The following is an 18,416-nucleotide window of genomic DNA, read 5'->3' as shown; positions in this document are numbered from 1 at the left end:
GTTCACGATGGACGCGAACTGGTTGTGCTTCGATCCCGCGCCGACCAAGCCCAGCTTCACCCCGCCGCTGGGCGCGGTCGATGCGCATTGCCATGTGTTCGGGCCGGGCGACGTGTTCCCGTTCGCGCCTGAGCGGAAATATACGCCGTGCGATGCCGGGCGCGACATCCTGTATGGCTTGCGCGATTTCCTCGGCTTCTCGCGCAACGTCGTCGTGCAGGCGACCTGCCACGGCAAGGACAATCGCGCGATGGTCGATGCGCTGACCCACGCGAACGGTCGCGCGCGCGGCGTGGCCGATGTGAAGGCCGACATCAGCCACGACGAACTCGCCGCGATGCACGAAGCGGGCGTGCGCGGGGTGCGGTTCAACTACGTCAAACGGCTGGTCGATCCCAAGCCCGACGAATACTATCGCGGTATCATTGAGAAGATCGCCGCGTTCGGCTGGCATGTCGTGATCTATTTCGAGGCGGCCGATCTCGCCGAGAAGCGCGACTTCTTCCTGTCGCTGCCGACGACATTGGTGGTCGATCACATGGGCCGCCCTGACGTGACCAAAGACGTGGACGGGCCGGAGTTCGCGCCCTTCCTGAAGTTCATGGAAAACGACAACATCTGGTGCAAGGTGACCTGCCCGGAGCGGCTCTCCAAATCCGGCCCGCCGACCTATGACGATTTCGTGCCGTTCGCGCGCAAGGTGGTGGAGACATATCCGGACCGCGTGATCTGGGGCACCGACTGGCCGCACCCCAATCTCAACATGGTCGGCCACATGCCCGACGACGGCTGGCTCGTCGATATCATCCCGCGCATCGCGCCGACGGCAGAGCTGCAACGCAAGCTGCTCGTCGACAATCCAATGCGGCTGTACTGGCCGGAGGAACGCCCATGACCCGCGTGACCGACATCCACCAATATCTCGCCGAGTTCGACGATATTCCCGGCACCCGCGTGTTCACCGCCAAGCGGGCGCGGCAGGGCTATCACCTCAACCAGTTCGCGATGAGCCTGATGAAGGCGGAAAACCGCGAACGCTGGAAGGCGGACGAGCGCGCCTATCTCGATCAGTGGGCGATGACCGAGGAGCAGAAGCAGGCGGTGCTGGCGCGCGATTACAACCGGCTGCTCGATCTCGGCGGCAACATCTATTTCATGGCGAAGGTGTTCTCAACCGACGGGCAGTCGTTCCTGCAAGCGGTCAGCACGATGAGCGGCATGGGGCTGGACGATTACGCCGCGATGATGCTGGCGGGCGGCCGCAGCCCCGAGGGCCAGCGATCCACCAAGGAGGGCCGCTGAGATGGCACGCATCACCGCCGGCGTCGCCTCCTCGCACATCCCCGCGCTTGGCGTGGCGAGCGATTTCGACAAGACCGAGGAAGCCTATTGGGCGCCCGCCTTCGCCGGCTACGACTGGACCAAGCAATGGGAGGCCGAGCAGAAGCCCGACGTGGTCATCCTGGTCTATAACGACCACGCCAGCGCGTTCGACATGAAGATCATCCCCACCTTCGCGATCGGCTGTGGCGAACGCTACCAGCCCGCCGACGAAGGCTGGGGGCCGCGCGCGGTGCCCGATGTCGAGGGACACCCCGACCTCGCCTGGCATATCGCGCAGAGCCTGATCCTCGACGAATTCGACATGACGATCATCAACGAGATGGATGTCGACCACGGCCTGACCGTCCCGCTGTCGATGATGTTCGGCAAGCCCGAGGCGTGGCCGGTGAAGGTGATCCCGCTCGCCGTCAACGTCGTCACCTATCCGCCGCCGTCGGGCAACCGCTGCTGGGCGCTGGGTGAGGCGATATCGCGCGCGGTGGCGAGTTTCGAGGAAGACCTCAGCGTGCAGGTGTGGGGCACCGGCGGCATGAGCCACCAGTTGCAGGGGCCGCGCGCCGGCCTCATCAACGCCGCCTGGGACAACGACTTCCTCGACGGCCTCGTCGGTGACAGCGATCGGCTGCGCCATATCCCGCACATCGAATATCTGCGCGAAACCGGCAGCGAGGGCATCGAGATGGTGATGTGGCTCATCATGCGCGGCGCGCTGGGCCGCGCCACGCGCTGCCTGCACCGGCATTATCACGTTCCGGCCAGCAACACCGCGGTCGGGCATATTGTTTTGGAACCCACGGAGCATATCGCATGAGAATCGCCCTCGCCGGTGCCGGCGCATTCGGGGAAAAGCACCTCGATGGCCTTCAGAAGATCGACGGCGTCGAAATCGTCTCGATCATCAGCCGCCGCGCCGAACAGGCCGCCGCCGTCGCCGCCAAATACGGCGCGAAACACAGTTCGACCGAACTTGCCGACGCGCTCGCCCGCGATGACGTCGATGCGGTGATCCTGTGCACGCCGACGCAGATGCACGCGGAACAGGCGATCGCCTGCATGGACGCGGGAAAGCACGTCCAGGTCGAGATCCCGCTCGCCGACAGTCTTGCCGATGCCGAAGCCGTACTGGCCAAGCAACAGGCGACCGGCCTGACCTGCATGGTCGGCCATACCCGGCGCTTCAATCCGAGCCACCAGTTCGTCCACAACCGCATCAAGGCGGGCGAGTTCAACGTCCAGCAGATGGACGTGCAGACGTATTTTTTCCGTCGCAAGAACATCAACGCCAAGGGCGAGGCACGCAGCTGGACCGACCACCTGCTGTGGCATCACGCCGCGCACACGGTCGATCTGTTCGCCTATCAGGCCGGGCCGATCGTCAAGGCCAATGCGATCCAGGGGCCGATCCACCCGGAACTCGGCATCGCGATGGACATGTCGATCCAGATGCAGGCGGAGAGCGGCGCGATCTGTACGCTGTCGCTGTCGTTCAACAACAATGGGCCGCTCGGCACGTTCTTCCGCTACATCGGCGATACCGACACGTATATCGCGCGCTACGACGATCTGGTGAACGGCAAGGAAGAGCCGATCGACGTGTCGAAGGTCGACGTGTCGATGAACGGCATCGAATTGCAGGACCGCGAGTTCATCGCCGCGATCCGCGAAGGCCGCGAGCCGAACTCTTCGGTCGCGCAGGTGCTGCCGTGCTACCGCGTGCTCGACGCGCTGGAACAGCAACTGAAGTAAGGACGATTATGCAGACGAGACCGCTTGGGCACCGCACCGTAACCGCGATCAGCCTCGGCTGCATGAACCTCAGCCACGCGTATGACGTGGCGCCGCCCGAAGCCGAGGCGAGCGCGCTGCTCAACCGCGCGCTCGATCTCGGCGTGACGATGCTCGACACCGCCGCCTTGTACGGTGGCGGCGAGAACGAGAAACTGCTGTCGCGCACGGTGATGCACCGGCGCGGGGAGTTCACCCTTGCCAGCAAATGCGTGCTCGACATGCCGGGCGGCAAGCGCGTGCTCGACGGTAGCCCGGCGGCGATCACCGCCTCGATCGACCGGTCGCTGGCGCGGCTCGGCACCGATCATATCGATCTGATGTACCTTCACCGGCTCGATCCGAACGTGGGCGTAGAGGACTCGGTAGGCGCGCTCGCCCGCGCGATCGAGGCGGGCAAAATCGGCATGGTCGGCCTCTCGGAAATGTCCGCCGCCACGATCCGCCGCGCCCACGCCGTCCACCCGGTGGCGGCGGTGCAGAGCGAATATTCGCCGATGGTGCGCAATCCCGAAGTGGCGGTGCTGGAGACCTGCCGCGAGCTTAATGTCGCCTTCGTCGCGTTCTCGCCGGTGGCGCGCGGGATGTTGGCCGGCGCGATCCGGACGGACACTTACAAGCCCGGCGATATCCGCGCGACGATGCCGCGCTTCATCGGCGCGGACCTGCGCACCAATCTCGATTTGGTCGCGCGGTTCGATGCGGTGGCGGCGAACGCCGGGCTGACGCCGGCGCAACTCGCGCTCGGCTGGGTGCTGTCGCGGGGGGACCATGTCATCGCGCTGCCGGGGACGCGCAGCATCGCGCATATCGAAGAAGACGTCGCGACGCTCGATACGCCAGTGCCGGCCGCGGCGCTGGCGGCGGTCGACGCAATGTTCCCGATCCACGCGATCGCCGGCCCGCGCTACACTGCCGCGATGCAGGCGATGATCGACACCGAACTGCTGCCGGGCGAAGTGCTGGCGTAACCAACTGCGTAAGCGAGGTCGCTCGACCGACCGTTCGTAGCGAAGCCGAGGTACCCTGCGGCGTGTCGCTCGGGACGATCGAAAATCGAGATTTACAGCGGCAATCCGACGTAATTTTCCGCGATCGTGGTCTGCGCCGCGACTGAAGACGCGATATAGTCAAGATCTGCAAGTTGCATGCGTCGATCGAACGCATCCGCCTCGGGGAAACGGTGCATCAGGCGGGTGAGCTGCCAAGAGAACCGCTCCGCCTTCCACACCCGCGCCAGCGCACGCGCGGAATAGCCGGCCACGCCATCCGGGTCGTTGCTGCGGAAATAGCGCGCCAGCGCCTCGGACAGATACGCCACGTCGGACGCGGCGAGGTTAAGCCCCTTCGCGCCGGTCGGCGGGACGATATGCGCGCTATCCCCGGCAAGGAACAGGCTGCCGTGGCGCATTGGCTCGAAAACGAACGAGCGCAGCGGTGCGATCGACTTCTCCAGCGCGTTCCCACGCGTCATGTGCGCGGCGGCATCCGGCCCGAGCCGCAGCGCGAGTTCGTCCCACAGCCGGTCGTCGGGCCACTCTTCGATCTTCTCGTCGAGCGGCACCTGGATGTAATAGCGGCTGCGCGTGGCCGACCGCATCGAGGCGAGCGCGAAACCATGCGCGTGGTTGGCGTAGATCAGCTCGTGGTTGCACGGCGGCACGTCGGCAAGGATGCCGAGCCAGCCGAACGGATAGACCTTCTCGCAATGCTGCCCGGCCGAGGCGGGGAACGCCTTGCGCGAGGGGCCGTGATAGCCGTCACACCCACAGATAAAGCGCGCGTCGAGCCGGTGCTGCGCACCACCTTTGATATAGGTGATGTAGGGCGCGTCGCCCTCGACATCGTGCAGCGCGAGATCGGCGGCCTCGTAGATCACTTCCAATCCGCGCGAAGGTGCCGCGTCCATCAGGTCGCGCGTCACTTCGGTCTGGCCGTACACCATCACCTCCCGCCCGGTGAGCGCAGCGACGTCGATGCGGATCAGCCGTTCACCGTCGGCGAGGTTGAAGCCGTCGTGCGGGATGCCCTCCGCATGCATGCGTTCGCCAAGGCCAAGCCGGTCGAGCAGATCGGTGAGCGTCGTTTCCAATACGCCCGCGCGGATGCGACCGAGTACGTAATCCGGCGCGGCGCGTTCGACCACGACGACCTCGATCCCCTCGGCACGGAGCAGATGGCCGAGCAGCAGCCCCGCCGGGCCGGCGCCCACGATCGCAACCTGAGTTTTCACGCATCTCTCCGTCTTTTCGTTGACGGCAGGATGCGGCGCGACGGCACGATTGGACATGGCAGGCGCGACCGGATAGTTGGACGATCCAGCAGCTTCAGGCCATGCCGATGCGATCCGCCGCGCCCGCTATTCCCGCCTTCTATCTCTACGGCGAGCCGCAGCGGGCGGTTCGCGAGGGGTTCGTCCATGTCGAAAGCCTCGACGATCGTTCGCGGCCGAGTGAATGGACAATCCAGCCGCATCTTCACCCCGATCTCAACCACGTCTTCGTGATGACCGAGGGCGGCGGGACGATGCAGGTGGACGGTGTCACCTGTGCGTTCACCGCGCCCGCGCTGCTGCTGATCCCGGCGGGGGCGGTGCACGGCTTCACCTGGGCGAACGAATCGCGCGGCTGGGTCATCACGCTCGCCGACGCCTATGTGACGCAACTGGCCGAGCGTGACCGCGATCTCGCCACGCTGTTCCACCCTGCGCAGGCGATCGCGCTGGATGCGGAGGATCACGTCGCGGTCGAGCGCGCGGTCAGCCAGTTGCTTCGCGAACTCGGCTGGATCGGCGTCGGTCAGCGCAGTGCGGTGGAAGCGGAGGTGCTTGCGATCCTGGTACGGGCGCTGCGCCGCGCGGCGGTCGGCGCGCTGGCGGGGGATGCGCCGGGGCGCCAAGCGCTGGTGGTGGCGCACTTACGCGAACGCATCGAGGCGCGCTTCCGCCTGCGCGAGCCGGTCGCGGTCCACGCCGCCGCGCTGGGGGTGAGCGAAACCGCGCTGCGGCTCGCCTGCGCGCGGGTGGGCGGATCGTCGCCGAACGCGATGCTGGATGAACGCGCGATGCTGGAGGCGCGACGGTTGCTGCTGTACACCGACATGACCGTCCACCAGGTCGCATGGGCAGTGGGATTCGAGGATCCGGCTTATTTTTCCCGCTTCTTCGCGCGTCATGCCGGCCAGTCCCCGCGCCGCTTTCGCACGGCACGGGGTGGTTGAGCTGATCGCGGTCGGTCGAGGCTCCTACGACTGAACCGAATGAAGCGGCTCAGCCCGCGTCGCGGACGCGCTCATGGTGGCGAATCACCTCGTCGATGATGAACCGCAAGAATTTTTCGCTGAAATCGGGATCGAGATCGGCCTGTTTGGCGAGACCGCGCAGCCGCGTGATCTGCGCATCCTCGCGGCCGGGGTCGGCGGGCGGCAAGCCGGCGGTGGCCTTGTAACGACCGACCGCCTGCGTCACCTTGAACCGCTCGGCGAGCAGGAACACCAGCGCCGCGTCGATATTGTCGATGCTCTGGCGATATCCTGCCAGCGTTTCGTCGCTCACTCGCGGCCTCCCTCTCGACTGTGACACGCCTTTTGCGCAGGCGACCCGCGCCGCGCAAGCCTAATGCGGGCTTGCCTTTGCGCGCCAGTGCCGCCACATCGCGGGAAGATGAGCGCCACGACCCAACGCCTCGAACCCCGCCCAGCACCATCGCTCGATCCGATGGTGGCGCTGATCGCTGCCGATCTGAAACAGGTCAACGCCGTCATCCTCGATCGCATGCGGTCGGATATCCCGTTGATCCCGACGCTGGCCGGCCATCTGATCGCGGGCGGCGGCAAGCGCATGCGGCCGATGCTGACGCTCGCCAGTGCCAAGCTGCTCGGGTACGATGGTGTTCACCACCATGAACTCGCGGCTGCGGTCGAATTCATCCACACCGCTACCTTGTTGCACGACGACGTTGTCGACGGCTCGGACCTGAGGCGTGGCAAGCGCACCGCCAACCTGATCTGGGGCAATCCGGCGAGCGTGCTGGTCGGCGATTTCCTGTTCAGCCGCTCGTTCGAACTGATGGTCGAGGCGGGCAGCCTCAAGGTGCTCAAGATCCTGTCGAGCGCGAGCGCGATTATTGCCGAGGGTGAGGTCAACCAACTCACCGCCGCGCGCCGGGTCGACACGCCCGAGGAACGCTATCTCGACATTATCGTCGCCAAGACCGCCGCGCTGTTCGCCGCCGCCTGCCGGATCGCGGCGGTGGTTGCGGAGCGAAGCGAGGCGGAGGAAGCGGCGCTCGACGCCTATGGACGCAATCTCGGCGTGGCGTTCCAGCTTGTCGACGACGCGATCGACTATGTGTCGGATGCCGGCACGATGGGCAAGGATGCGGGCGATGACTTCCGCGAGGGCAAGGCGACGCTTCCCGTGATCCTCGCCTATGCGCGTGGTGACGAGGCTGACCGGACGTTCTGGAAGGCCGCGATCGAGGGCCACCGCAATCGCGACGAGGATTTCACCCACGCGCTCGCGCTGGTGCGCAGCACGCGCGCGATCGACGATACGATGGCGCGCGCGCGCCATTACGGACGGCGCGCGATCGACTCCCTCGCGATCTTTCCCGATGGTCAGGCCAAGGACGCGATGATCGAAGCCGTCGAGTTCGCCATCGCTCGCGCCTTCTAAGGCTCCGTTTTTGGCAACATTAGTCGCCAACAAGATACGCTGAGGATCGTCGCAATCCGTGTTTCCGCCGATCGGTGGTCGGATCGCTTCGCGACAATGACCTTGCGACCTTGCCGCCCGTAATTGCTCAATGCAGCAGGGCGTCGCCGGCGATGGTAAAGACGAACGCGGTGCCCTCCGGGCGAGCCTCCGCCCACAGTTTGCCGCCATGCGCCTCGACGATGGTACGGCAGATCGGCAGGCCAAGGCCGGTGCCATCCGGCTTTGTCGTGCGGAACGGTTCGAACAGGTTGTCGATCATGCCTTCCGGCAGGCCACGGCCGTTGTCACCCACCGTCACCGTGACGGCATCAGCCCCGCCGACGATCACCACATCGACTTGGCGGTCGTCCTGCCCGGCGGTCGCCTCAACCGCGTTGAGCAACAGGTTGACCAGCACCTGTTCGATCTGAAGCCGGTCGACTGCCACCATTGGCGCGTGCCGCCCGTCATCGAAATTCAGGACAGCACCGATCGCGACTGGCCTGTCGCGAACGTTCGCCCACGCCGCCTGAACGATATCGCCAAGATCCGCGACGGTGCGGGTTATCTCACCACTGATCGTGAAATCACGCATTTTGCGAATGATCTTGCCGGCGCGAAGGCTCGCATCGACGAGCTGGCCGAGATGTTCGCTCGCCATTTCATTGGCATCGGGAATGTTCGAAGCCAGCAGCATCCGCGAGGTCGCGCCGTAGTTGGCGATCGCAGTCAGCGGCTGGTTGAGTTCGTGCGCGAGCGTGGAGGCCATCGCCCCCATCGCGCTCAGCCGCGAGATGCTCAGCAGTTTCTCGTTGGCCGCCTGCGCCGCCGACTGCGCCTCATGCAATGGCGTCACGTCCAACGTCATGCCGACCAATCGTCGCCTCCCGTTCGACCCGTCGTACCGGGCGACCACACGCAGCCACCGCGTCGGCCGCTCGACCGATCCGGTCCGTACCGTCATGTCCAGCGAACCTTCGGTTTCGACCGCCCGGCGCATCGCGGCGACCACCAGCGCCATGTCGGCGCCAACCACCTCCGCGGAAAAGCCACCCACCGGGGCGTGCCCGGTCATGATATCGACGCTCTCATTCTCTCCGAACGTACGCACGATCCGCGCAGACTCGACGTCATATTGCCATGCGCTTGCGCCCGCCGCCTCCTGTGACAGCCGTAGCCGGGTGTTGGCATCGAGCGCCTCCGCCTGCGCGATCTCCAGTGCCAGCTTCGCGTCGGACACCTCCAGATGAAGCCGGCGCTCACTGATCCGTTCATACGCAAGCGCCGCAAACGCCAGCATGGTCGCAGTCGTAATGCTGATGAACAGCAGCATTAACAGCATAGGTTCGAAGTCGCTGTGGACGAAAACACCGACGTCGTTGGATATGCCCGCGAACGCCTCCACGCTGACGACAAGCATGGCCGCCGTCACGCCGCGCATCCGAAACGCCAGCGCTGCCCAGATCAACGGCGGGAAAACCGCCCAGGAGATCGGACTGGCGTCCCGGCGAAGGAAGATCGGATAGGCGACCAAAGCGGTCACGATCAGGATGATCGCAAAGTGCAGCCAGCGTCGCGGATCCCAGTGGTCCGGCCGCGTATCCGCCCAGGCGAGCATCAACGGCAAGGTCAACATCGCACCAGTCAGGTGCCGCAGGCTGCGGCTGAACAGATCGGCCGCGAACGTGACCCCACGCAGGTCGCCGTGCAACGCCATCGGGCCGCTTACGCACGCCGCCATCAGCACGGAGCAGACACAGGCACCGAGGATGATCGGCATTGCGTGTTCGGCCCGTGCAGGGAGTTTTACCCGCCCGACCATCCGCTCCACCACCCACGTGCCGACGACCGGCCCGATCGTGAGCGCAAGCGCGATGACGATCTGCAACACTGGGTGTGGAAGGCCCAGCACGAGCGCCCCCATCAAAACGGAGATCGGCACGGCCGGCCACATCCGCTTGCCCCACAGCAGCAGGCCGGCCATCGCAACGCCTGTGACCGGCATGATCGGCGGCACCGGTGCGGACCGATTCAGGATGAACCCGATGAGGAAAGCGGCGAAGCAGCCCAGCGTGAGCAGGGCGAAGCGCGTCCACCAACGCCCACTGGCGCTCTCCGTCCCCCCTGGAAAGGCAAAGTTGCGCAACGCGTCCATCGTGCGCGTAGCTGCTCGTCAGGCCAGCGAAACGCAACTCCGTAAAAGTACGAAGCTAACCGGCGTCCGGCACGAACATGACACTGCGTGCCTCCACTGTCGCGGCCGGCGTGACGAAGGTGATGGGGTCGGGCGTTCGGTTGAACAACACGGTGACGCCAGCCAACCGCATCGCGATCGCGCCCGTAGCAGGATCGTACCAATCGTCGACGGTGAACGCACACCCGTCGGGTCGAAGCCAGCTGACGTTGCTGTCGGTTAGCAGCGTCGGATCGGCCAGGCTCGGGCACTGAGCGCGTATCCCGGACAGGCTGGCGACAAACGCCTCCAGCTCGGTATCGCGATTTGTCCAGTCGAGCCATGTGAAGGCGTTGTCCTGGCAATAGGCGTTGTTGTTGCCGCGTTGGCTACGGCCAAATTCGTCCCCGGCAGTGAGCATGATCGTGCCGCGCGTGGCAAACAGCGTCGCCAGCAGCGCCTTGACGTCGCGACGGCGCGCGGCGATGATTGCCGGATCATCGCTCGGGCCTTCGACACCGTTGTTCCAGGAATGGTTGGGCGTGTGGCCGTCCCGATTGCCTTCGCCGTTCGCCTCGTTGTGCTTGGTTTCGTAAGAGACGCAATCGGCGAGGGTAAAACCATCATGCGCGGCGATGAAGCTGACGCCACGTGTGAACGGCCCGGCAAAAACATCCGACGAACCGGCGATCCGCGTGACGAGATCGCCGATACGCCCCGCGTCACCGCGCCAGAAACGGCGCACGTCGTCGCGGTACCGGTCGCTCCACTCCAGCCAGGGCGCCGGAAAGCGACCGAACTGGTAGCCGCCCGGGCCAAGATCCCACGGCTCCGCGATCATCACCCTATCGCTAAGGACCGGATCGGCCGCCATCGCCGCGAGCAGCGGGACCTGGGGATCGAACCCGTCGGGTCCGCGCGCCAGCACCGGCGCGAGATCGAAGCGGAAGCCATCGATGCCGGCGTTGACGACGAAGTGCCGCAGCGTATCGAGGATCAGCCGCTGCATCGGCGGCCGCTCGCAGGCCAGCGTGTTGCCACAACCGGTATCGTTGATGAGCGTGCCGTCAGCCATGCGGAAATAGTTCGCGCCGTCGATACCGCGCAGCGACACCGTGGCGCCTTGCGCGTCACTCTCCCCGCTGTGATTGAACACCATGTCGAGAAACACGCTGATCCCGGCCGCGTGCAATGTCGCCACCACATCCGCCAGGTCCGCGATGCCGCCGGGCGCGAGACGCGGATCGAGCGCCATGAACGGGATGGTGTTATAGCCCCATGCATTGCGCAGCCACAGCGGCGGCAGATGGCGCTCGTCGATCCATGCCGCGATCGGCATCAGTTCGACGGCGGCGACGCCAAGCGCCTTGAGGTGCGCGATCACCGCCGGATGGCCGAGCGCCGCGATCGTGCCGCGCTGCGCCTCTGGCACTTGCGGATGTAGCATCGTGAAGGCGCGCACGGGGAGTTCGTAGATCAGGCCGCCGGGCGAAAAGTGTGGCGGCTCGGAAAAGCCGGGCTCGGGCAGGATGGTGACTATGCCCTTCGGCACCAGCGCGGCGGTATCGACGCCACGTTCGCCCAGCCGCGGATCCTGCACGAACGGCCGGTCGATGGCGATCGCATAGGGGTCGACGAGCAGCTTGGATGGGTCGAACCAATGGCCGTTGGCAGGATCGTAGCGCCCGTCGATCCGATATCCGTATCGCGCGCCCGGCCCGACCGTTTCGACAAAGGTGTGATGCCAGCCGCCCTGCCGCATATCGAGGCGCTTGCGCAGGATCTCGCTATCGTCGGCGTCGAACAGCACGAGATCGATCGTCGCGGCATGTTCCGACCAGATCGTGAAGTGCGTACCGTCGTCTTGAACGTGCGCGCCGGGCGGGAATGGCGGCTCCATCAGGTGACGACGTCCGGCATGGTGCGGCCGGTGTGCTGCGCGATGCCTGCAACCGCTTCGGCGGCGGCGATCAGCGGGGCGAGCGCCTGCGGTGTCTCCTGCGCGAGATCGCCGTCGGCGGGCTCGTAGCGTTCGATATAGACGCGCAGCGTCGCGCCGGAGGTGCCGGTGCCCGACAGGCGGAACACCACGCGCGAGCCGCCGACGAAGCCGATGCGCACGCCCTGCTTCGCGCTGACCGAACCGTCGACCGGATCGGTATAGGCGAAATCGTCGGCACTCGCGACCTCCAGCCCGGCGACGGAGCTTCCGGGCAGGCTGGCAAGCTTGCCGCGCAACGAAGCCATCAGCGTGTCGGCGGCAGCGGTTTCGATCCCCTCGTAATCATGGCGCGCATAGTAATTGCGGCCGTAGGTCGCCCAATGCGCCTCGGCGATCGCCTTCACGCTCTCGCCGCGTTTCGCCAAGATGTTGAGCCACAGCAACACCGCCCACAGCCCGTCCTTCTCCCGGACGTGATCGGAGCCAGTGCCAGCGCTTTCCTCGCCGCAGATCGTCGCCATGCCGGCGTCGAGCAGGTTGCCGAAGAACTTCCAGCCGGTCGGCGTCTCGAACAGCGGGATGCCGAGCTTTTCCGCCACGCGGTCGGCGGCGCCGCTGGTCGGCATGGAGCGCGCGATGCCGACCAGTCCGGCGGCATAGCCCGGCGCGAGATGCGCGTTCGCCGCCAGCATCGCCAGCGAATCCGACGGTGTGACGAAGATGTGCTTGCCGATGATGAGGTTGCGGTCGCCGTCGCCATCCGAGGCCGCGCCGAAATCGGGCGCGTCCGCCGCCATCATCCGCTCGTACAGGTCATGTGCGTGGACGAGGTTGGGATCGGGGTGATGGCCGCCGAAATCCGGCAGCGGCACGGCATTGAAGATCGCGTCCTCACCCGCCCCCAGACGGCGGCCGATGATCTCCAGCGCATACGGACCCGTGACCGCGCTCATCGCGTCGAACACGACGCGGAAACCACCGCCGATCAGGTCGCGGATCGCGGGGAAGTCGAACAACGTCTCCATCAGCGCAGCATAGTCGGCGACCGAGTCAATCACCTGCACCGACATGCCCTCGACGAAAGTTTCGCCGATCACATCGATGTCCACGTCCGGCGCGGTGACGATCTTGTACGCATCGATCACCTTGGTGCGGGCGTAGATCGCGTCGGTGACGCTTTCCGGCGCAGGACCACCGTTGCCGGTGTTGTATTTAATGCCGAAATCCTCGGTCGGGCCGCCGGGATTGTGGCTGGCCGACAGGATGATGCCGCCGAACGCGCCATATTTGCGGATCACGTTGCTCGCCGCCGGGGTCGACAGGATACCGCCCTGCCCGACCAGCACCCGCCCGAAGCCGTTCGCCGCCGCCATGCGCAGCACGATCTGGATCACCTCGCGGTTGTAGAATCGGCCGTCGCCGCCGACCACCAGGGTCTGCCCCTCGAAGCCGGTAAGGCTGTCGAAGATCGCCTGTACAAAATTCTCGATATAGTTCGGCTGCTGGAAGTGCGGCACCTTCTTGCGCAGGCCCGACGTGCCCGGCTTCTGGTCCTGATAGGGCGTCGTAGGCACGGTGGTGGTCATGCGGGCGTCCGTTCTTGAAGGAGCGACGTGTACAGCTCCGCATAGCGCGCCGCGCTCTGCCGCCAAGAGAAATCCGCCGCCATTCCGGCGCGTTGCATCGCTGCCCACACGTCGCGTTGCGCATGGAGCGTGACCGCGCGGTGGATCGCGGAGCGAAGCGCCTCCTGACTGCCGGGATCATGCACCACGCCGGTTGCGACGCCAGCGGCGACCGCCGCCTGATTGGCATCGATCACGGTATCGCCCAAGCCGCCGGTGTGCGCGACCACCGGCACGCAGCCGTAGCGCAGCGCGTAAAGCTGGGTCAGCCCGCACGGCTCAAACCGCGAGGGGATCAGAATCGCGTCGGCGCCGGCCTGAACACGGTGCGACAGCGGCTCGTCGAAGCCGGTCAGCACGCCGACCTTGCCTGGGTGGCGCGCGGCGGCATCAAACATCGCCGCCTCGATCGCGGAATCGCCCGAGCCGAGCACCGCCAGCCGCCCGCCCATCGCGACGAGATCGTCTATCGTGGCGGCGAGAATATCGAGACCCTTTTGCCACGTCAGCCGGCTTACCACAGCGAACAAGGGCCCGTCACCGCCGACGATACCGAAGCGCTGCTCGACATGCTCCCGGTTGCGCGCTCGCGCGGCGAGATCGTGCGCGTCGAAGTGATCCGGCACGGCGGGGTCGGTCGCCGGGTTCCATTCGGCGGTGTCGATGCCGTTGAGGATACCATGCAGCCGCCCGCGCCGCGTGGCGAGTAGCCCGTCGAGGCCCATGCCATGGCTCGGCGTCAGGATTTCGTCGGCATAGGCGGGGCTGACGGTGGTGATCGCATCGGCGTAGAACAGCCCGGCCTTCAGATACCCGACGCCGCCGTAATATTCGACGCCGTCGACCGCGAAGGCGCTCCCCGGCAGGCCGAGCTGCGGGAATAGGCCGGCGTCGATCCCGCCCTGGAAAGCGAGGTTGTGGATTGTCATCACCGCCGGCACGTCGGCGCGTGGACCGTGGCGCAGATAGGCGAGCGTCAGCGCCGCCTGCCAGTCATGCGCGTGGACGAGATCGGGGTGATAATCCGCCACTGCGCCCGCCGCGACGCTTGCCGCCACCGCCGACAGCGCGGCGAAGCGCCGCCAGTTATCGCCCCACTCGCGCCCGCTCGCCTCGCTGTAGATGCCGCCGCCGCGCTGAAAGTGATGGGCCGCATCGACCACCAGCAGCCGGGTGCTGCCCACGCTCGCTCGCAACAGCCGCGCCGGCCCGCCGAACAGATCGGGATAATGCGCCACCGCCTCCGCATCGCCGATCGCCGCAAGCACGGCGGGATAACCGGGCAGCACCGTCGTCACCGTCACGCCGTACGGGGCAAGTGCAGCCGGCAGCGCGCCGACCACGTCGGCCAGCCCGCCGGTCTTGACGAAGGGGTGCATTTCGGAGGCGACGGCGAGGACGTGCATGTCGTCAGCCCAGCCGGTCGATCATCGGTTGGGTGATGAGCACCACGCCCTGCTCGGTGCGGCGGAAGCGTTCGGCGTCCGCGATCGGGTCTTCGCCGACGATCAGCCCGGCGGGGATCTTGACGTCCGAATCGACGATCACCTTGGTGAGTTGCGCACCCCTTCCGATTTCACAGCGCGGCATCACCACCGCCTCGGTGATCGTCGAGTAACTGTGCGCGCGCACGCCGGTGAAGATCAGGCTCCTGTGCAATGCCGAGCCGGAGATGATGCATCCGCCCGCGACCAGCGACGAAATCGCGCTGCCACGCCGCCCATCGAAATCATGCACGAACTTGGCCGGCGGCGTGATCTCCGAATAGGTCCACAAGGGCCAGGCACGATCGTAGATATCGAGGTGCGGGATCACGTCGGTGAGGTCGATATTCGCCTCCCAATAGGCGTCGATCGTGCCGACATCGCGCCAGTAGCTGTTCTGCTCCAGCTCGGACCGCACGCAACTCGACGCGAAGCGATGCGCCACCGCTTTGCCATGTTCGACGACATAGGGGATCAGGTCGCCGCCGAAATCATGCTGCGACGCCGGGTTCTGCGCATCGCGCCGCAGCAGATCGGCGAGGAACTTCGTGCGGAACACGTAGATGCCCATCGAAGCGAGCGCGAGGTCCGGCTGCGCGGGGATGCCGGGCGGATCCTTCGGCTTCTCGACGAAGGCGACGATGCGATCGCTCTCGTCCACATGCATCACGCCGAACGCGGTCGCCTCCATGCGCGGCACCTCGAGACAGCCGACCGTCACGTCGGCGCCAGAATCGACATGCTGTTGCAGCATCAATTCATAGTCCATCTTGTAGACGTGATCGCCCGCTAGGATGACCATGAACTCCGGCCCATAGCCCTCGATCACATCGAGGTTCTGGTACACCGCGTCGGCCGTACCCGAATACCAGCCATATTCGTCCTGCCGCTGGCTGGCGGGTAGAATGTCGAAGCTTTCGTTGCGTTCCGGACGGAAGAAGTTCCAGCCCCGTTGCAAATGGCGGATCAGCGAATGCGCCTTGTACTGGGTCGCCACGCCGATGCGGCGGATGCCCGAATTCAGCGCATTCGACAGTGCGAAATCGATGATGCGCGCCTTGCCGCCGAAATAGACCGCGGGCTTGGCGCGCACGTCGGTCAATTCCCACAGCCGGCTGCCGCGTCCGCCCGCCAGTACATAGGCCATCGCGTCGCGCGCGAGCGGTGCGCCTCTCCTCTCGACCATGGTTCTCTCCCGTTACGTGTTATGTTCGAACATGATGGTGGCGAGCGGTGGGATGGTGATGACAGCCCCGCCATCTTCCGCCGCCACGATGCCACCGAAATTGCCCACGCCGCTGCCGCCATAAACGTGTGCGTCGGTGTTTAGAATCTCACACCACGTACCCGCCCTGGGCAAGGTGATGCGATAGCCAGTCAGAACCTGCGGCGTGAAGTTGGTCACGACCACCACCGGAGCCTCGCTCGGCGCCTGCCGCACCCAGGCGAATACGGCATTGTCGCGATCGTCCGCGACGATCCAGGCGAACCCCTCACCCTCGCAATCGCGTGCGTGCAGCGCCGGATGTTTGCGGTAGACACGGTTGAGATCGCGGACGAGGCCGCGTACGCCATCATGCGCGGGCTGATCGAGCAAATGCCAGTCGAGCCCGCGGGCTTCGCTCCATTCGGCGGCTTGGGCGAACTCCTGCCCCATGAACAGCAGCTTCTTGCCGGGATAACCCCACATGAAACCGTAATAGGCGCGCAGATTGGCGAACTTCTGCCAATACGTGCCCGCCATCTTGGTAAGGAGCGTGCCCTTGCCGTGGACCACCTCGTCATGGCTGAGCGGCAGCACGAAATTCTCGTCAAATGCGTAGACGAGGCCGAACAGAAGCTCGTCATGATGCCAGGGCCGATGCACCGGATCACGCGCCAGATAGGCGAGCGTGTCGTGCATGAAGCCCATGTTCCATTTGAAACCGAAGCCGAGGCCGCCCTCATGCACCGGCTTGCTGACGCCCGGCCACGACGTCGATTCCTCCGCGATCGTCATTACGCCGGGGTTTGCGCCGTACACCGCTGCGTTCATACGCTGGAGGAAGGCAACCGCGTCCACATTCTCGCGACCGCCCTGCGCATTGGGCACCCACTCGCCGCTCTTCCGCGAATAATCGAGGTACAGCATCGATGCGACAGCATCGACGCGCAGACCATCGAGGTGGAACGTCTCGGTCCAGTACAGCGCGCTATTGACGAGAAAGGCGGACACTTCGCTGCGCCCGAAATTGTAGATCGCGGTGTTCCAGTCGGGATGGAACCCTTGGCGAGGATCGGCATGTTCGTACAGCGCGGTGCCGTCGAAATGCTCCAGCCCGAATGCGTCGACCGGAAAGTGCGCCGGCACCCAGTCTAGGATCACGCCGATCCCGGCACGGTGGCAGCCATCGACGAAGCGCGCGAAGCCTTCGCCGTCCCCGAAGCGCGAGGTCGGCGCGAACATGCCGGTGGTCTGGTAGCCCCAGCTTGGATCATAGGGATGCTCGGTGATCGGCATCAATTCGATATGAGTGAACCCTAGGTCGACAACGTAGGGGATCAACTGGTCGGCCAGTTCGTCCCAGGTCAGGAACTCGCCCTGCCAGCCGCGTCGCCAGGAGCCGGCGTGGACTTCGTAGATCGAGATCGGCTGACGCCGCGCATCCGCCTTCGCCCAGAATCCGCGATGTTCATGATCGCCCCATTCATGCGCGAGCGGCGCGGTGGTCAGCGAGGCTGTGTAGGGGCGCAGTTCGGCATGGAAGGCAAACGGGTCCGCCTTCAGCGGCAGCGGCGTTCCATTGTTGGCCAGGATCTCGAACTTGTACGCTTCACCCGTGCCGACGCCGGGGATGAAGATTTCCCAGATACCGGTGTCGCGTCGCAGGCGCATGACATGACGGCGGCCATCCCATTGGTTGAACGGCCCGACAACCGACACGCGGCGCGCATTGGGCGCCCACACCGCGAAATGCATGCCCTCACTGCCTTCGTGATGCAGCAGATGGGCGCCGAGCTTGTCGAACAGGCGCAGGTGAGTCCCCTCGCCGATATAATGATCGTCAAGCGGCCCCAGCACCGGACCATAGGCGTAGGGATCATCGACCCACCAGTCGCCATCGGGGTTTCGCGCATGATATCGCACCGGCTTGGGCGCGACCAGCTTGAGCGGCCCGGCGAACAATCCGCCCTCACCCGTCGGCATCAGCGTGCCGAGTGGCGTGCCGTCAAGCCCGAACGCCGCCACGTCCTGCGCACCCGGAATGTAACAGCGCGCGACGATAGCCTCATCCTCGCGGTGCACGCCCAGCACCGCGAACGGATCACCATGCGTACCCGCGACGATCGCTTGCGCTTCGCCGGGCCTCACCACACGCTCCTTCTC

General features: G+C 65.6%; 15 protein-coding genes. 7 read left to right on the top strand and 8 right to left on the bottom strand.

Translation table 11 applies throughout. The features are described from left to right. Positions 1 to 7 precede the first annotated feature (7 nt). From L8F97_RS11660 to L8F97_RS11640, 5 genes are read left to right on the top strand one after another with little or no spacing between them, the layout of a single operon-like run. The gene (locus L8F97_RS11660; RefSeq protein WP_242150168.1) at positions 8 to 895 is read left to right on the top strand and encodes an amidohydrolase family protein; all 888 of its coding nucleotides are present in this window, start codon (positions 8 to 10) and stop codon (positions 893 to 895) included. Then, entirely contained in the window at positions 892 to 1,302 is a 411-nt protein-coding gene (gene ligA, locus L8F97_RS11655; protein WP_242149854.1) for a protocatechuate 4,5-dioxygenase subunit alpha, read from the top strand. Before L8F97_RS11660 ends, ligA begins: the two co-directional genes overlap by 4 nt. 1 nt (position 1,303) lies before the next feature. Further along, the gene (locus L8F97_RS11650) at positions 1,304 to 2,155 is read left to right on the top strand and encodes a class III extradiol dioxygenase subunit beta (protein ID WP_242149851.1); all 852 of its coding nucleotides are present in this window, start codon (positions 1,304 to 1,306) and stop codon (positions 2,153 to 2,155) included. Next, positions 2,152 to 3,090: a Gfo/Idh/MocA family oxidoreductase gene (locus tag L8F97_RS11645; RefSeq protein ID WP_242149848.1), complete on the top strand. Its 939-nt coding sequence runs from the start codon at positions 2,152 to 2,154 to the stop codon at positions 3,088 to 3,090. The genes L8F97_RS11650 and L8F97_RS11645 overlap by 4 nt, the downstream gene beginning before the upstream one ends. Positions 3,091 to 3,098: 8 nt before the next feature. Further along, positions 3,099 to 4,100 (top strand): aldo/keto reductase, encoded by a 1,002-nt coding sequence (locus L8F97_RS11640; protein ID WP_242149846.1) that lies wholly within the window; start codon positions 3,099 to 3,101, stop codon positions 4,098 to 4,100. A gap of 92 nt (positions 4,101 to 4,192) precedes the next feature. Here L8F97_RS11640 and pobA read toward each other — a convergent pair whose 3' ends face one another. Then, a complete protein-coding gene (gene pobA / locus L8F97_RS11635; RefSeq protein ID WP_242149843.1) occupies positions 4,193 to 5,362 on the bottom strand; it encodes a 4-hydroxybenzoate 3-monooxygenase in 1,170 nt (389 codons plus the stop codon). Between the two features lie 107 nt (positions 5,363 to 5,469). Here pobA and L8F97_RS11630 point away from each other — a divergent pair, with 107 nt between their 5' ends. Continuing rightward, positions 5,470 to 6,348 (top strand): helix-turn-helix domain-containing protein, encoded by an 879-nt coding sequence (locus tag L8F97_RS11630; RefSeq protein ID WP_242150165.1) that lies wholly within the window; start codon positions 5,470 to 5,472, stop codon positions 6,346 to 6,348. A gap of 49 nt (positions 6,349 to 6,397) precedes the next feature. On the opposite strand, the gene L8F97_RS11625 is transcribed toward L8F97_RS11630, so the two are convergent. Continuing rightward, the gene (locus L8F97_RS11625; protein ID WP_242149840.1) at positions 6,398 to 6,682 is read right to left on the bottom strand and encodes a chorismate mutase; all 285 of its coding nucleotides are present in this window, start codon (positions 6,680 to 6,682) and stop codon (positions 6,398 to 6,400) included. Between the two features lie 108 nt (positions 6,683 to 6,790). Between L8F97_RS11625 and L8F97_RS11620 the strand changes: the two genes are divergently transcribed. Next, positions 6,791 to 7,804 carry a polyprenyl synthetase family protein gene (locus L8F97_RS11620; protein ID WP_242149837.1) on the top strand — a complete coding sequence of 338 codons (1,014 nt, stop codon included), beginning with the start codon at positions 6,791 to 6,793 and terminating at the stop codon, positions 7,802 to 7,804. Positions 7,805 to 7,931: 127 nt separating this feature from the next. On the opposite strand, the gene L8F97_RS11615 is transcribed toward L8F97_RS11620, so the two are convergent. The 6 genes from L8F97_RS11615 to glgB form a co-directional block, all read right to left on the bottom strand. Next, a complete protein-coding gene (locus L8F97_RS11615) occupies positions 7,932 to 9,971 on the bottom strand; it encodes an ATP-binding protein (RefSeq protein ID WP_242149834.1) in 2,040 nt (679 codons plus the stop codon). A gap of 64 nt (positions 9,972 to 10,035) precedes the next feature. Further along, positions 10,036 to 11,898: a glycogen debranching protein GlgX gene (glgX, locus tag L8F97_RS11610; RefSeq protein WP_242149831.1), complete on the bottom strand. Its 1,863-nt coding sequence runs from the start codon at positions 11,896 to 11,898 to the stop codon at positions 10,036 to 10,038. Then, on the bottom strand, positions 11,898 to 13,526 hold the full coding sequence (locus tag L8F97_RS11605; RefSeq protein WP_242149828.1) for an alpha-D-glucose phosphate-specific phosphoglucomutase: 1,629 nt from the start codon (positions 13,524 to 13,526) through the stop codon (positions 11,898 to 11,900). Before L8F97_RS11605 ends, glgX begins: the two co-directional genes overlap by 1 nt. Beyond that, a complete protein-coding gene (glgA, locus tag L8F97_RS11600) occupies positions 13,523 to 14,971 on the bottom strand; it encodes a glycogen synthase GlgA (RefSeq protein WP_242149825.1) in 1,449 nt (482 codons plus the stop codon). Before glgA ends, L8F97_RS11605 begins: the two co-directional genes overlap by 4 nt. A 4-nt stretch (positions 14,972 to 14,975) precedes the next feature. Continuing rightward, the gene (glgC, locus tag L8F97_RS11595) at positions 14,976 to 16,235 is read right to left on the bottom strand and encodes a glucose-1-phosphate adenylyltransferase (protein ID WP_242149822.1); all 1,260 of its coding nucleotides are present in this window, start codon (positions 16,233 to 16,235) and stop codon (positions 14,976 to 14,978) included. A gap of 12 nt (positions 16,236 to 16,247) precedes the next feature. Continuing rightward, positions 16,248 to 18,404: a 1,4-alpha-glucan branching protein GlgB gene (gene glgB, locus L8F97_RS11590; RefSeq protein WP_242149820.1), complete on the bottom strand. Its 2,157-nt coding sequence runs from the start codon at positions 18,402 to 18,404 to the stop codon at positions 16,248 to 16,250. Positions 18,405 to 18,416: the final 12 nt, after the last annotated feature.

Origin of the sequence: Sphingomonas sp. BAUL-RG-20F-R05-02 (genome assembly GCF_022662305.1) — a bacterium.
In the GTDB taxonomy this organism is placed as follows: domain Bacteria; phylum Pseudomonadota; class Alphaproteobacteria; order Sphingomonadales; family Sphingomonadaceae; genus Sphingomonas.
Note: the sequence above shows the minus strand (reverse complement) of the source record. Positions and strands in the feature narration are given on the sequence as shown.

What these genes read in the sequence shown, in the direction of transcription:
- L8F97_RS11630 (WP_242150165.1), top strand. Translation starts at nt 5,470, where the DNA reads ATGCGATCCGCCGCGCCCGCTATTCCCGCCTTCTATCTCTACGGCGAG.
- L8F97_RS11645 (WP_242149848.1), top strand. Translation starts at nt 2,152, where the DNA reads ATGAGAATCGCCCTCGCCGGTGCCGGCGCATTCGGGGAAAAGCACCTC.
- L8F97_RS11650 (WP_242149851.1), top strand. Translation starts at nt 1,304, where the DNA reads ATGGCACGCATCACCGCCGGCGTCGCCTCCTCGCACATCCCCGCGCTT.
- glgA (WP_242149825.1), bottom strand. Translation starts at nt 14,971, where the DNA reads ATGCACGTCCTCGCCGTCGCCTCCGAAATGCACCCCTTCGTCAAGACC.
- glgC (WP_242149822.1), bottom strand. Translation starts at nt 16,235, where the DNA reads ATGGTCGAGAGGAGAGGCGCACCGCTCGCGCGCGACGCGATGGCCTAT.
- L8F97_RS11640 (WP_242149846.1), top strand. Translation starts at nt 3,099, where the DNA reads ATGCAGACGAGACCGCTTGGGCACCGCACCGTAACCGCGATCAGCCTC.
- L8F97_RS11660 (WP_242150168.1), top strand. Translation starts at nt 8, where the DNA reads ATGGACGCGAACTGGTTGTGCTTCGATCCCGCGCCGACCAAGCCCAGC.
- L8F97_RS11605 (WP_242149828.1), bottom strand. Translation starts at nt 13,526, where the DNA reads ATGACCACCACCGTGCCTACGACGCCCTATCAGGACCAGAAGCCGGGC.
- ligA (WP_242149854.1), top strand. Translation starts at nt 892, where the DNA reads ATGACCCGCGTGACCGACATCCACCAATATCTCGCCGAGTTCGACGAT.
- L8F97_RS11620 (WP_242149837.1), top strand. Translation starts at nt 6,791, where the DNA reads ATGAGCGCCACGACCCAACGCCTCGAACCCCGCCCAGCACCATCGCTC.
- glgX (WP_242149831.1), bottom strand. Translation starts at nt 11,898, where the DNA reads ATGGAGCCGCCATTCCCGCCCGGCGCGCACGTTCAAGACGACGGTACG.